This window comes from Vibrio marisflavi CECT 7928, assembly GCF_921294215.1.
GTDB classification, from domain to species: domain Bacteria; phylum Pseudomonadota; class Gammaproteobacteria; order Enterobacterales; family Vibrionaceae; genus Vibrio; species Vibrio marisflavi.
In genome coordinates this window covers 1,237,473-1,251,685 of record NZ_CAKLDM010000001.1, presented here as the reverse complement: position 1 = coordinate 1,251,685, position 14,213 = coordinate 1,237,473, and the positions used below count along the sequence as shown (strand labels likewise).

Genomic DNA, 14,213 nt, shown 5'->3' with positions numbered 1-14,213 from the left:
TTATTCGATAGTCTCTACTATAACACTAGGAACATAGCTGGAGGAGATGCGTCTAGAGTGAGTTCTTAGTGTTTGTCTTAGTAATAGTGGAAGGCTATTGCTGGCATCACCATTAGAAAAAACCGCGCGATCTTGGAGAGAAACAGAGCGTATAACCAGCACATCTTGGCCTCGTAGTAGCTCAAATGTTGGTTTTATGCCGTATTTGAAGCAATAGCGATCTATATATCTTGGATGTACGATGTCGTCGATTTCATCGGTTCGAATATCGTGAATTGATTTGATTTTGTAATACATAGCCAATCCGTAGCCGTGCGTTATATTTGTTATTTATGTCAACAAGTTATGCTTTCTTAGGCTAGAAATATACAGGGTATGAATAGCACGTTTTGTGAGGGACACTTCATATTTTGCGTTGGCTGACTACTCGTTTGCTATGGTTGTCTTTTGGGTTATTTATTTGCACCTAAGATCAATTGATTTAGCGTACGATAATCCTCTTCATTGCCATTAAATAGATCATCGATAATGGATTGCTGGTTTGTACCGGATAGACGGCGTTTGTTGGCTTCGCGAATTTGCAGTACAAGCTGGGACGATTTGCTAAGAGAGCTGCTTGCGTTTGGTCGCCAATTACTTACCTGCTCGGACAGTGAGTTCATTTCCAACTTTGGGTTGAAGTTAATCAGCTCACATTTAGCAGCTTGCAGTAGGTGCTGTTTTAGCTCTTCTGCCAGTGCTTTTTGCTGTAGGCGATTGAAAATTGCATTAATGAGTTCTGTTTCGCCAACATACCCCGCGTTTTGAGGAAAGTTTTCTTTCAGGCGGCAGGATAAATCAATACGCTGTATGGCAGTTTGAGGGAAGAAAGAGAGTGCGCACAAACAGTCGAAGGGAATCCATATATACTCGCCAGACTCCACCGCATACTCTTTTTTACCTAAACGCACTAAGACCAATCCACTTTCTACGCGTATCAATGAGTGCTTGAGCACTTTTTTACGAGCGGTTGTCTCTAGATAGTCAAAAGATAGGGTTTGGTGCTGGATAGCGTAGTGCATAGGACTCTCATGAATAGCGCATGGATATCAGCGCAAAGTTTGAACTAAAGGAATCTTAATGGTCAGTCGACCTTAAGGCGCTAAGGATAGCTTGTGGCATAACAAATTCCAACAGGCTCACTTAAAAAAACACAATAACTGGTCTGATTAGTTATAATGTTACAGCAATATTGCTGCGAACTGACGTATCTACGCGTAGAATAGGCCAGCTTTTTATTTTATGTAGTGAAAAATGACTTCTAACACAGATCCATATATTGAAATTCGTCCATACAATGATGACGAAATCCCAGCAGCCATTGACCGTTTGATCAATGACGAAGAGTTTATCAACGCTATTTTGCAACATCGATTCTCCAATCATGCAAAATGGTTTACGACATTGATGACACCGTTTGTAAAAATTTACTTAAAAATCAAATGGGCGAAGCTTAATTCTGTTGAAGCTATTCAATTAGAAGTTAAGAAATATTTGGAAGCAACGTTAGACTCAACCACAGATGGCGTGACATATAGCGGCTTAGAAAAACTAGATAAGGATAGCGCTTATCTTTTTGTTTCTAACCACCGTGATATTGCTATGGATCCTGCATTAGTGAACTACGGTTTACATATCTCTGGTATGAAAACGGTAAGAATTGCTATTGGTGACAACTTGCTCAAGAAGCCTTGTGCGACTGAGCTAATGAAGCTAAACAAAAGCTTTATCGTAAAACGCTCTTCTAAAGGGCCTAGAGAAATGATGAAAGCTTTGGGCACGCTATCATCTTACATAAAACACTCCCTGGATACTGGCAACTCTATTTGGATTGCACAGCGTGAAGGCCGTGCTAAAGATGGCAATGACTTTACGGATCCGGCGATTATGAAAATGTTTCATGTCGAAGGCCGCCGCCAAAAAATGGCTTTTCCTGAGTACATAAAGCAGCTGAAAATTGTACCTGTTGCAATTTCTTATGAGAACGATCCTTGTGATATGGCGAAAGCGCTAGAGCTCTATGAAAAAGCAAGTAGCGGTAGCTATGAAAAGAGTGAATTTGAAGATATCGAAAGCATTGTTCAAGGGATCGTCGGCTATAAAGGCCGTGTACACGTTGCCTTTGGTGATGTGATTGAACAAGATTTTGAAACTCCAGAAGCACTTGCTGAAGAGTTGGATCGCCAGATTCATGATAAATATAAGCTTTTCCCAATTAACTACTTAGCCGCTGAAAAAGAGCAAGAAGTAAAAGATGGTGTGAAAGCTAAGCTTGAAGAAAAGTTAAAAGAGTTACCTGAAGGGGCTAAGCAGTACCTACTAGATAGTTACGCTAACCCTGTTCGCAATCAAGCATAAACATTTAGTCAGAATATTAGATATCAAAGGGCGTATATTACGCCCTTTTTTAGTGCAAAAATTAGCGTGCTACGGCACCTCCAAGATTGAGCTTCGTTGGCCACTTGGTTATTTGATTTCCACCAAGGAAAATATTGCCTTTCACTGTCATTGTCTCAGGAAATGTCGTGATGGCTGAGCCTCCAATATAAAGGTTTCCATCTACTACTAGGCCATTCGGCAACTCTTTTAGAGGAGTGCGTATGACACTTAAGTCTCCTTTGACTTGCATGCGTGCTGGCAGTTTCTCTAATGGTGTATCGGTAAAGTTGATGAAGCCACCCACTCGAACGCCTCTCGACCAGCTTTTCACTTGAGTTCCTAAAAGATTGGCATAGCCCTTAATTTTTACTCCAGCAGGCACAGAGCGCAGCTTGCTGTTCGACGCGTTAAGGCTACCTTGAATATCAATGTCAGCAGGTAGGCGTGTGATGGGCGTTTCAGATATATTAAGGTTTCCTTTTACCTTAAGTCCTGTTGGTAGTGAGTCAAAGGGTTTGTCTCTTAAGTCTATGTTTCCATAATTGTCTAAGTAATTGAGCAACTGATACTTGTCTATGCCTTCGCTTGCGACGGGCAACGAGAGCAGTAGGGTAATGACTAGAATGAAACGCTTATACATAATCCTTTACATAGCGAAAAGCGAAGTGGTGAATAAATTATATACCTAAGCAACAAGAAGTTGCTAAGCGCTAAGTGTGTAATTTAACTTAGGGTAGAAAAGAAAAAGAATTGAATAGCGAATGAGGCTATGCCCAAGTGTAGATGCCAGCACTTGGGCATTAACATACTCTAGCGAAGAGAGCGTGCTTTCATCTCGAAAATAATTTTTTCTGCGCTTACTTCGAACTGGAATCGAGCAGTTAAACTCAGCTCATCGTCTTCTGCGTGGGTCACTTCATGGTTCGAATTAGCACATACTTGTTTCGATAGTGTGACATATTTATTAAGTTCTGCTTCAAGTTGCTGTTTACTTTCCGCTCGGATCTGTACTTCTGATACATCATCGCCTTCTTTGATTACGAAGCCAATTTCGCCTGCACAGCCACAAGCTTCACACACGTTGTTGTCGGTTTTGTTATTCGTCATTAGAACTACCTCTATATAAACTGAGCTTATTTTACCGTGATACGTCGATTGAATCCACAAACTATGTGCGGGTACTAATTTTCTATAAAACAAAAGCTTGTTTTAATTCATGAGAAAATATATCTGCTATACATGCTAGTTTGGCAGTTTTGTTATTTTTAATTTTTTCTTCATGGAAACCGACCAAAAACACTTGTCATGAGGTTGAAATATGTCTGTCAGAATCAACCAAGTGAGTGGGTGGAATTTATTGACTTGTGTAATTTAATAAGTTTTAAAAATGAAAGCAGAGATTTACCCCCTGATTATATGTCGTTACTAGGTGTACATTGTACGAAAACCGTAATGCTTACTCTAGACGTCAAGTAATTAATCTGAACGTTTTTAGAATAGGTCTTACTAAATCAACATCATCTTTAAAATAGATGAAGAAAGTAAAGAAGAGCCAGTACCATGCCAAAACGTAGTAAAGAAGATACCGAAATTACAATTCGGAAGATCACGGATGCGGTTGTGGACCAACTTATCAGATTGGGCTACGACAATATGTCCTACACGACACTCAGTCAGCAAACAGGTGTTTCACGGACAGGTATTAGCCACCATTTTCCTAAGAAAACTGATTTCACGTCAGCTTTAGATGGACGTATATTTAAAATGTTTGTTCAACATTTGGATTTTGAACATTCATTGCAAGATTTCGTTTCAAGTTGGATGTCGGCACTTAATAACAACGAATTTGTGGCGTTATTAAAGCTGTTGTTCCACCATATTGTTTCATCCGGCCCTGTGCATGAATTCGCAGAGAAAGGAGTAGATAGGCTTTATAAATCTGTAAATACTCAATTCGGCGATCTTAGTGAACAAGAATTGGATTTATTGCTAGGAAAATCACTGGTTAAAATGAGCCAAGGCTCTTAGTTTTAGAACTATAATCGAGATTATCAGCCCATTTGGCATAACGCTAAATGGGTTTTTTTGTATTTTACGTTATGTTGGTTCTATAGATTTTTTGGAAATGATATGGATTGTTTACATGGAGTTAGGGTTATATTTGGTTGAAAAAAGCCTATTGATCTTAGGGATTGCTTTTATATTGATGAGCTTATTTCAATACGGAAAACGAAGCCAAGATTGGAAAGGCATCGCCACTGTATTCTTCAAACGCGTGCCCATGTCCGTCACAGAGTTCAAATGGTACCGCTCAGGAATCTTTCTTGTTATCAGCGCAGCGCTAATACGAATAGTGGTACTTTCTGTCTGGCCATCTATGTGATTGTATTGCAGTTTTAAAATTATTTTTGCTATTCAAAGAGCGTGTTCTGGCCTATCTGTTACACTCTAATTAATGGAATGATAAATAATAATAGGTGGATGCATGACTTACCCGGTTCTCATCTGTGATGATTCTGCACTTGCCAGAAAACAGATGGCCCGCTCACTTCCCGATTCCTTGAGTGCTGACATTACCTTTGCGGTGCATGGAGTAGATGCTTTAGAGCAGTTAGAACAAAATGATTTTAAGCTGATGTTTCTCGATTTGACCATGCCTGAGCTTGACGGGTTTGGCACTTTAGAAGAGATGCAGGCGCGCGGTGAGCACACTCCGGTCGTGGTGGTATCGGGTGATATCCAGCCTAAAGCCAAAGAGCGTGTCATGAACTTGGGTGCCAAGGCATTCATTCAAAAACCCATCGATAAGAAAATTCTTAAAGATGTACTAAAAGAGCTCGTAGAGCCAGCAAACATCCCACAACCTGTTGTCTCGACTCCATTAAATTTACCTGCGCTAAGGCGTCTCGATATATATAAAGAAGTGGCAAACGTTGCTATTGGGCGTGCTGCTGACGCTCTTGCACGACACTTCGACGTATTTGTGCATCTTCCTTTACCAAACGTTAATATTTTTGAGGTGAGCGAGCTTCATATGGCGCTTAGAGACCTAGCGGAAAATGATCAAGTGTCAGGCGTCTGCCAAGGTTTTAGTGGGGAAGGTATTGCTGGTGAAGCGCTTGTTTTACTCAGTGATTCAAGTGTTACCGACTTAAAACGCTTAATGAAAGTACCCGCAGACAGTGAAGAGCTCGAAGAGCTAGAGCTGCTGATGGATGTTTCGAATATTCTCGTGGGTTCTTTTTTGAATGGGTTGGGAGAGCAAGCTGAAGTACGCTTTTTTCAAAGTTCGCCAGTATTACTTGGCCAACATATTTCCATTGATTCTGTTATTAATTCCACTACAGGGTCATTTAAGAAAACGATGACATTTGAGGTGAGCTACAGCATAGATAAGACATCGATTCGATGCGACTTATTATTTATGTTTGTCGATGAATCGCTACCTCTTCTTAATCACAAGCTAGAGTATTTGATGGAGGACTTTTAATGCTAGATCTTCCTGCTGAGTTCGAACAGTTCCACTGGATGGTCGATATGGTACAAAGTGTCGACATGGGACTGATAGTGCTCAATCGAGACCATGAGGTACAAGTTTGGAATGGGTTTATGACTCACCATAGTGGTGTACAGTCCCATGATGCAATTGATAAATCGATTTTTGAATTGTTTCCTGAAATACCTCAAGAGTGGTTTAAGTTAAAAACCAAGCCAGTATATGATTTAGGTTGCCGTAGTTTTATCACTTGGCAACAGAGACCGTATCTTTTTAAGTGCCGAAATGTCCGCCCAGTCACTCAACAATCGGCCTTTATGTATCAAAACATCACATTAAACCCAATGCGAACGCCAACTGGGCAAATTAAGTCGATGTTCTTATCTATCCAAGACGCTACAGCTGAAGCTTTGGTATCTAATTCCGCGTAACCTCATCTAGCTGGTGAAGCTTCTCGCCAGCTAGTTCATGTTTTCTAAGGTATTCTGGGTATATTATGTCCTAAATTTCAACCAGTTAAGAACTTACTATGAGCGTCGATTTTTCTCTCTATTTATATAGTGCAGAGCAAGTTAAGCAGGGTGAAGTGGCCGCAGCTAAGCTGGCAAAAATATCCATGTATAAACTGATGGAGCGAGCTGGCGCTGCTGTATTTAACAGAATGTTAGAAAGCCACAATTCACTTCGCTCAATGACGGTACTTTGTGGTGGTGGGAACAACGGCGGAGACGGTTACGTAATCGCGAGGCTTGCCAAAGAGCAAGGCGTAAAAGTTCGCCTTTATCATTGCGGAGATCGTGACAAACTCACGGGTGACGCGAAAACAGCGATGCAAGCTTGGATAAATGCTGGCGGTGCGATTCAATGTACAGAGCAACTGCTAACTGTGAGCAATCGAAGCTCGTCTGTCTCTTCATCTCCCATCTCGGATAACGAATTGATCGTTGATGCATTGCTTGGCACAGGGCTTAGCGGAAGTGTACGCCCGCATGTGTCTCAAGTTATAGATCTTATTAACCAAGCAAAGTTGCCTGTATTTTCCGTCGATGTGCCTTCTGGTCTATGTGCCAATACTGGTAGTGTTCTGGGCAACTGTATTAAAGCGACTCAAACAGTCACGTTCATTGGGTGTAAGAAGGGGCTAGTGACAGGCCAAGCCAGAGCGTATGTCGGTGATTTGCACTTTGCTGGATTAAAAGTAGAAGCATTGTTTGCTGATGAAACTCCAACCTCCACTCGCTTGATGAACGAGAATGAACTATTTCATCCGCTGCCAATGCGCTCTCCTACAGCACACAAAGGCAGTAATGGAAAACTAGTGTGTATTGGTGGCAATGAAGGTATGGCCGGTGCAATACTACTGGCCTCTACAGCCGCCGCACGTGTAGGAGCCGGTTTAGTTTCGACTTTAGCTCACCCCGATAGTGTGCTGCCACTGCAAACATATTGCCCAGAAGTGATGACTCGTAAATGGTGCGGAGATACAACCTTCTTGAATCAACGCATCGATTGGTCGAGTGTATTACTAATAGGCCCCGGCCTTGGGACTAACGATTGGTCAATGGAAGCATATCTAGATGTATTGGAAGTTGAGAAGCCCAAAATTTTCGATGCTGATGCACTTAACTTACTGGCCAATCACCCGAACAAAGATCATTTGCGAGTACTGACGCCACATTCTGGAGAAGCGGCTCGTTTGTTAGGAAAATCTGTTGCTGAGGTAGAAGCCAATCGGTATCAAGCCGTTGTCGATTTATACAATAAGTACGGTGGCGTAATAGTACTTAAAGGGCCAGGCACGTTGGTGTATGACGGAGACAGTCAAAGCACTTATGTATGCCCAAAAGGAAACGCTGGTATGGCATCTGGCGGGATGGGGGATGTTCTATCCGGAGTTATTGCTGGTTTGGTTGCTCAAAGAATGAGTTTGATTGATGCGACAAAACTTGCAGTCTATTGTCATAGCAAAGCTGCTGACATTGTGGCGAAGGAAAATGGCCAACGTGGCATGCTTGCAGGTGACTTAATTCCTGTTATACGACAATTGCTTAATCATTCATTTAAATGATTTCAATGAACATAAAGTTGAGTGAAAGAATTCAGAAAAGGGTTGTCAGATGTCTGTCTTCTACAGAGAAACATATAAAAATGACGAAATTGAGCCTTGCATGTAATAAATCACGGCCTATAATGTTGAAAACCGGAGCGTCTGCCAACGCTCCGGTTTTTTTGTGTCCGAAATTCGATAATTGCGTCTGCCAACGCGACAAATCAAAATTGCAAGGCACTTATTTGTAGATAATCAAGGAAATGCATAATGCGTATCGAACAAGAACTTAAGCTCGGTTTTAAAGATGTACTGTTTCGCCCGAAACGTTCAACACTTAAAAGTCGCTCTCAAGTAAATTTAACCCGCGAGTTTACATTTAAGCACAGTGGTCGTCAATGGTCTGGCGTACCTGTTATCGCAGCAAACATGGATTCTGTAGGTAGCTTTGCGATGACAAAAGCACTAGCAGAACATGGAGTTATGACGGCAGTACACAAGCACTACACTGTAGCTGAGTGGGCTGAGTTCGTAAAAGGTGCTGACCAAAAGACGCTGAACAACGCGATGGTTTCAACAGGCACATCTGAAGCAGATTTCCAAAAAACGAAAGACGTGATGGCGTTGAGCGATGATCTACTGTTCATCTGTATTGATATCGCTAACGGTTACTCAGAGCATTTGGTTGAATACGTACAAAAAGTTCGCAACGCTTTCCCAGACAAAGTCATTTCAGCGGGCAACGTTGTCACTGGCGATATGGTTGAAGAGCTTATCCTAGCTGGTGCAGACATCGTAAAAGTGGGCATTGGCCCGGGCTCTGTATGTACTACTCGTGTTAAAACTGGCGTTGGTTACCCACAGCTATCAGCTATCATTGAATGTGCAGACGCAGCTCACGGACTAGGTGGTCGTATCATCGGTGACGGCGGTTGTTCATGTGCTGGAGATGTAGCGAAAGCATTTGGTGGCGGCGCAGATTTTGTGATGCTTGGCGGTATGCTAGCAGCTCACGAAGAATCAGGCGGTGAGTTAGTTGAGCAAGACGGCAAAACCTTCATGAAGTTCTACGGAATGTCTTCACAGTCCGCGATGAACAAGCATTCAGGTGGTGTAGCTGGCTACCGTGCAGCGGAAGGAAAAACCGTACTATTGCCATACCGTGGACCAGTAGAAAACACTATCCAAGACATCCTTGGTGGCGTGCGTTCAACCTGTACATACGTAGGCGCGGCAGAGCTTCGCGAGCTAACTAAGCGTACTACATTTATCCGCGTTCAAGAACAAGAAAACAACGTTTTCGGTAAAGAGTAAAACGTCAATTATTCGGAAAATGTGTTGAAACAACCATAAAATATATTTATAGCACTTAAATATATACTAAAAGCATTCATAAGGCAGAGTTAGTGAAAGATCTAGTTCTGCCTTTCTTATTAGATCAATAGCAAAAACCATACTATATGTACTAATACTCTATTAGTTCAATATGGTGTTTCATGGCTGCCATTGTAAAAGTGCAAGCTCAAGTTAAAACAGATCACTCAGGCTCGATGATTGAGTGTCCAGCGTTATTAACAGAGCAAGGTGTATTCGAACCTTTACTGGATTACATCGTTAGCCAATCCCATATTAAAAGCCTTCCTTGGATGAATCGCGTAGTTCTTGCATGCCAGTTATTGCTTGAATACATGGAAGTGAACCGAGGTTTGTTCTCAGATCCAAGCCTTCTGTTTCAATCTTTCGTACAACGTCTATCTTCAGGTACGATTAGTAAACAAGGTGATGACTTATCAGGGCTGTATTGGTTGCCCAGATCAACCTCCAATGTCAATCAACTGCTTTCAGCGTTAAATGGACTTACTGATTGGCTTTCAAAGAACAACGAAACTCTTAGTTTGAATCCTTTTGAAGAGGCATCGTCGCATCAAGAAAGACTAAACTATGCGGCTTGGTACAAGCGAAATCAGTACAACTTTTTAGGTCACATTAAAAATAATGCTCTACCTGAGCTAATGAAAAAGGTGAGAAAGGTTCGCGGGAAAAAGGATGTCATCAAAGTCGATGGCGACGCTATTTCATTTCCAGAAAATTTGTTCAAGCAATTTTTCCTTCAAGGTATTGGTAGTTCGAGAGATAAGAGAGTCGCTTTGCGAGATCAACTGATACTACTGCTAATGCATGGTGCAGGGGTGAGAGAAAGTGACGCACTACACCTGTGGGTCGATGATGTATTTCTAGATCCGATGAATTCCGATAGTGTGATGGTTCGTCTGTATCACCCAGAAGATGGCAAAGCGCCAAATAATTGGAGAGGTCGAAAGCGACAATCAACAAGAGCGGCCTATCTCCAAGAAAAGTATCATTTAACTCCGCGAAACAAACTGACAGGCACTGCCCGTGTAGGTTGGAAGACAAAAATTGTTGACCATGATGACAACTATATTCAGCTTCATTGGTTCCCAGCCTATTATGGAGAAGTCTTTTCGTATTTATGGGCACAGTATTTACTTCACCTGCTACCACTAGAACGGATACATCCCTATGCCTTTGTTTCTTTTTCAAAAAATTCGCTTGGCAATCCTTTAACGCTGAATGCATTCAATCAAAACTATAAATCTGCTATGGCGAGAGTAGGGCTAGTCGTATCAAAACCAGAAGGTCGTTCACCCCATGGTCATCGCCATGCTTATGGTAGACGAATGTCAAATGCAGGGATGGATATTCATATCATCAAGAAAGCATTACACCACTCGTCTCTAATGTCACAAAGTATATATACGCAGCCAGGGGTTCGCGATGTGACTCTTGCTTGTGAGTGAGCATCGAAAAACTTAAATGACAATCAGCAAACAAGCTTCAAGAGTGATGTCGAACTGAGCTGGAGTCGCATCATGGAAACTGGATTTGAGGATATTGATCCAGATGGCTTATTCACTGGTAAACATCCTAAGTTCAAGGCGAGAACAGTATGAAATCAACGGATTATGAGTTCTTCTGGTTTACTGAGCAAAATGGTTCTGGTTGGGATACTTGGCGTGAAGTGGCAGCCACTTGGTTAAACCAGAAGCATTATGGTGTTGACCATAAACGAAACGCCTTGAACCGCTTTTTGGGTGACTATCTAGTTCCTCGATTTATCACAGATCCCGTAGAGTTTTTTGAAATCGGTCCGCAAGACTATGATCAATTCCTAACGACATTCGAGCTATCGGAAAACTATAGAGTCCGCCAAAACAATGAGGTGTGCGCGTTTATCGATTGGCTTATCGAAACCTATTACTCTCAGCCAAATGATGATGGTGAATTGATTGCGATGTTTCGTAACCCATTTGAAAAAGGCTCGAATCCAGTACGTAATCAAGAAACTGTTTATAACGCCTTGCCATACACCTACATCAAGAAATTACGGAAGATACTTTGTCCTCAAGAAAAAGGTCACTTTAACCAATGGAAGTGGGCAATCGAGCAAAGTGACGCTTTTCTACTAAATGGTCGCCACCTTAGGGACTGGTTTATCGTTGATGAAGCGTTAGTAGATAAAAAGGATCCAGACTGTGTCTGGCAGGAAGTCGTTGTAGACAAAGCAAGGAGTATTAGAGTCAATGGAGTACTGAAGACATACAAAGAAGGCGATCGATTTTTTGTTATTTGGTCACCTGTTCGCGCTATGGCCTTGTATATGAAGCTTCAGCTACCGCTTAGGACATTCCAGGTTCGAATGCTTGATTCTGGGGAAGCCGATACTTGGCGTTACGAGCGAGGTCAGTGGGTCAAAAATGAAGTGAACAGCTTTGCAGAAGGTAGTGATAAACGGCCATGGCAAAAAGGAGTGTTTCATCGGATTGTGACACCAGATATTGGTGATGTAATGACTGGGCTGTACGTTAACACCAACAAAACAGCAGACCGGAATAAAGATGAAGTGACTCGTGGATATGTGATTCCGTGGCAGCATGAGGAAGTGTTGTATTGGTTAGAAAAACTCCGTAACTGGCAAGAAAAGTACAATCCTATTTCTTCTCCTACATCAATCTATGACCTTGACTTCAAACACTTTGGCAGCACTAAAACGGATACCCAGCGCAGTGAGATAGGTAATATCTGCTTTCTGTTTCGCAATGCAGCTACTCCCCTCCTTAGTGAACGTTCCATGCCTATTACCTCTGGGTACCTAAATACACTTTGGGTATCTTTGATGTCACAGTTGGAAAAAACTATCCAAGACAGTGGTGATAGGCTATTGGATGGCAGCTTAGTTCGTTTTATAGACGTAGAAAATCCTCGCAAGACTTTATTTCCTTTGCACTCTATTCGTGTATCTCTAATAACGTGCTATGCCATTGAAGGAGAGATCCCTACTCCTGTGCTGTCGAAGCTATTGGTTGGTCACAGCCGTCTTATCATGACCATGCATTACACCAAAGTAACGCCAGTCATGATGGCCAAGAAAATGAAAGCGGCAGAGCAGAAAATCGATGTTCAAGATGAAGATAGCTTAATGGCATTTTTAACCAATAAATCAATCGAAGAGATAGGGCTGAAAGCTGCCTATAAAGACATCGAATCACTACAAACTGTTTTGAGAGTTCGCAATCCAGCAGGGTGGCAAGAAAGATCAATTGGTATTTGTCTAGTTGGAGGTAATACGACACCACTTGTTGAAAACAGTGCTATTGCTGGGTGCTGGAATGGCGGGGAGAGATTGAAAAAGGCCAATAGAAACCAAGCTGATCTGTATGGGCCAGTACCTCATGGTTGTGAAAACTGTATACGATGCCGTTGGTTTATCACAGATATTAAGTACATACATTCGTTGACCGCGCATTTCAATAACCTGAGCTACCACGCTTCGGAATCAGCAAAAATTGCAGCTGAGCTAGAAGCTGAGCAGCAGACCTTGTTGGATGAAGAGTACTTTTGTGAGGTAAATGGAGAACCTTTTACCAAACACCAAGAACTTCGTAATCTCGATAGGCGTGTTGAAAAACAAAAGGTGGATGCTGATGAATATTGCAAGGATTTGGTCGCTTGCTTTCAGGTGATCCGAAAACTGTTAAAGCTTGAACAAGAAAGAGAGGAAGAAGATACGAAAGAAAAGGTTGTTGCGATTGGCTCACACTCTGAGATCTCTCCTTACTTTAGCTTCGTTGATACAGAATCCAAGTTCAGGCAGCTCATCCAGCTATGTGATGATGCAGAAGTATTCGCTGACTTGCGTGATGACTTAAAGAAAACGCCAGCGATTAACCATCGCTCTAACAGACTCAACGCGATGCTAATGAAGTCTGGCTATATGCCTTTCTTGATGCAACTCGATGACGAGATGCAATTACTTGCGGGAAATGCCATGGTCAATGCAATGCTCAATGCGACAGGAGAGTCAGACAAGGTTAAGGCGATGGACATCCTCTCTTCTTATCTTGACGCGGAAAAGTACCTGCAAGATGCCGGATTGTTAGAGATAGGCGTCAGAGCTATTGAGTCAAAAACGGGGATAAATATCTTGCGGTTGGCAGATCTTTCCTCGAATAACCGAGTAGGAGCGAAGAAGAATGTCTAATCCCGTTGACCCCAATATTGTATTGGAAGAGCTTTGTGAGAGTGCTACATCGAGAACGAAGAATGCACTTCGAGTTTTGCACAGCGTGCTCGAGCAGCAAAGTAAATCATCAACTTTAGACTTTTCCATCGCGACGGTTGGCAAGCTGTCTAAAGAGCAGGGAGGACCTTCCACTCAGACCATTCGCAACCGAACAGGCAAACACTTTCAGCATTTGATAGACGTTTGGGCAAGCTATGCTGGAACCACGCGTAAAAAGCCGCTTTCTGTTCGCCAAAAGCAAATTCTAAACTGCAACGATCAGCATATCCTAGACTCGATAGACGACCCGGTTATTCGTGCCGTTGTTGGTTCATTGATAGCAGAAAGAAACAAATTCAGAGATCAGCTCAATGTTCTGAAGGCAAACGCGGATATCGTAATCGATAGAACCAAGCCTGTAGAAGCAAGCTACATACTCAATGCAGATAAGCTGACTCCACTAGAGCTTCAAGCTTTAGAAGCTGCAATTTCTGAACAGTTTTTCGATGAAATGCAATGGTTGGTAATGCCTACAGGCCAAGTTAAAGACAAGGATGGTTTAGAAATCTACAAGCGTGGCTATGTGAATGCGGTCCGCAAATTAATTGGGGAATAAAACATTACGAGTTCGATAAGGTCTCTGTACTATTCACACGCAGTTAACTGGCTTC

The 14,213-nt window shown here is 42.2% G+C and carries 14 protein-coding genes; 10 read left to right on the top strand and 4 right to left on the bottom strand.

Annotated elements, in window-relative coordinates; genetic code table 11:
- Together L7A31_RS05570 and L7A31_RS05565 are read right to left on the bottom strand one after the other, a co-directional pair.
- Nucleotides 1–297 carry a hypothetical protein gene (locus L7A31_RS05570; protein ID WP_237360505.1) on the bottom strand — a complete coding sequence of 99 codons (297 nt, stop codon included), beginning with the start codon at nt 295–297 and terminating at the stop codon, nt 1–3.
- A 155-nt stretch (nt 298–452) separates the two neighbouring features.
- Nucleotides 453–1,061 (bottom strand): AraC family transcriptional regulator, encoded by a 609-nt coding sequence (locus tag L7A31_RS05565; RefSeq protein WP_237360504.1) that lies wholly within the window; start codon nt 1,059–1,061, stop codon nt 453–455.
- A 232-nt stretch (nt 1,062–1,293) separates the two neighbouring features.
- On the opposite strand from L7A31_RS05565, the gene L7A31_RS05560 reads away from it, so the two are divergent.
- On the top strand, nt 1,294–2,397 hold the full coding sequence (locus tag L7A31_RS05560) for a 1-acyl-sn-glycerol-3-phosphate acyltransferase (protein ID WP_237360503.1): 1,104 nt from the start codon (nt 1,294–1,296) through the stop codon (nt 2,395–2,397).
- 61 nt (nt 2,398–2,458) lie between these two features.
- On the opposite strand, the gene L7A31_RS05555 is transcribed toward L7A31_RS05560, so the two are convergent.
- Together L7A31_RS05555 and L7A31_RS05550 are read right to left on the bottom strand one after the other, a co-directional pair.
- On the bottom strand, nt 2,459–3,058 hold the full coding sequence (locus L7A31_RS05555) for a hypothetical protein (protein ID WP_237360502.1): 600 nt from the start codon (nt 3,056–3,058) through the stop codon (nt 2,459–2,461).
- A 170-nt stretch (nt 3,059–3,228) separates the two neighbouring features.
- A complete protein-coding gene (locus tag L7A31_RS05550) occupies nt 3,229–3,525 on the bottom strand; it encodes a DUF406 family protein (RefSeq protein WP_237360501.1) in 297 nt (98 codons plus the stop codon).
- Between the two features lie 453 nt (nt 3,526–3,978).
- Here L7A31_RS05550 and L7A31_RS05545 point away from each other — a divergent pair, with 453 nt between their 5' ends.
- From L7A31_RS05545 to gmtX, 9 genes are all read left to right on the top strand, one after another.
- On the top strand, nt 3,979–4,446 hold the full coding sequence (locus L7A31_RS05545; RefSeq protein WP_237360500.1) for a TetR family transcriptional regulator: 468 nt from the start codon (nt 3,979–3,981) through the stop codon (nt 4,444–4,446).
- 115 nt (nt 4,447–4,561) lie between these two features.
- The gene (locus L7A31_RS05540; RefSeq protein ID WP_237360499.1) at nt 4,562–4,801 is read left to right on the top strand and encodes a hypothetical protein; all 240 of its coding nucleotides are present in this window, start codon (nt 4,562–4,564) and stop codon (nt 4,799–4,801) included.
- 102 nt (nt 4,802–4,903) lie between these two features.
- Nucleotides 4,904–5,908: a response regulator gene (locus tag L7A31_RS05535; protein ID WP_237360498.1), complete on the top strand. Its 1,005-nt coding sequence runs from the start codon at nt 4,904–4,906 to the stop codon at nt 5,906–5,908.
- Nucleotides 5,908–6,345, top strand: coding sequence for a PAS domain-containing protein (locus L7A31_RS05530; RefSeq protein ID WP_237360497.1), 438 nt, complete (start codon nt 5,908–5,910; stop codon nt 6,343–6,345). Before L7A31_RS05535 ends, L7A31_RS05530 begins: the two co-directional genes overlap by 1 nt.
- A gap of 98 nt (nt 6,346–6,443) precedes the next feature.
- Nucleotides 6,444–7,982, top strand: coding sequence for an NAD(P)H-hydrate dehydratase (locus L7A31_RS05525; RefSeq protein ID WP_237360496.1), 1,539 nt, complete (start codon nt 6,444–6,446; stop codon nt 7,980–7,982).
- Nucleotides 7,983–8,231: 249 nt separating this feature from the next.
- On the top strand, nt 8,232–9,275 hold the full coding sequence (locus L7A31_RS05520) for a GMP reductase (protein ID WP_237360495.1): 1,044 nt from the start codon (nt 8,232–8,234) through the stop codon (nt 9,273–9,275).
- A gap of 182 nt (nt 9,276–9,457) precedes the next feature.
- Nucleotides 9,458–10,780, top strand: a complete 1,323-nt coding sequence (gmtY, locus tag L7A31_RS05515; RefSeq protein ID WP_237360494.1) for a gamma-mobile-trio recombinase GmtY — start codon at nt 9,458–9,460, stop codon at nt 10,778–10,780.
- Between the two features lie 149 nt (nt 10,781–10,929).
- Nucleotides 10,930–13,521, top strand: coding sequence for a gamma-mobile-trio integrase GmtZ (gene gmtZ, locus L7A31_RS05510; protein WP_237360493.1), 2,592 nt, complete (start codon nt 10,930–10,932; stop codon nt 13,519–13,521).
- Complete coding sequence (gene gmtX / locus L7A31_RS05505) at nt 13,514–14,158, top strand: gamma-mobile-trio protein GmtX (RefSeq protein ID WP_237360492.1); 645 nt, start codon at nt 13,514–13,516, stop codon at nt 14,156–14,158. The genes gmtZ and gmtX overlap by 8 nt, the downstream gene beginning before the upstream one ends.
- Nucleotides 14,159–14,213 lie beyond the last annotated feature (55 nt).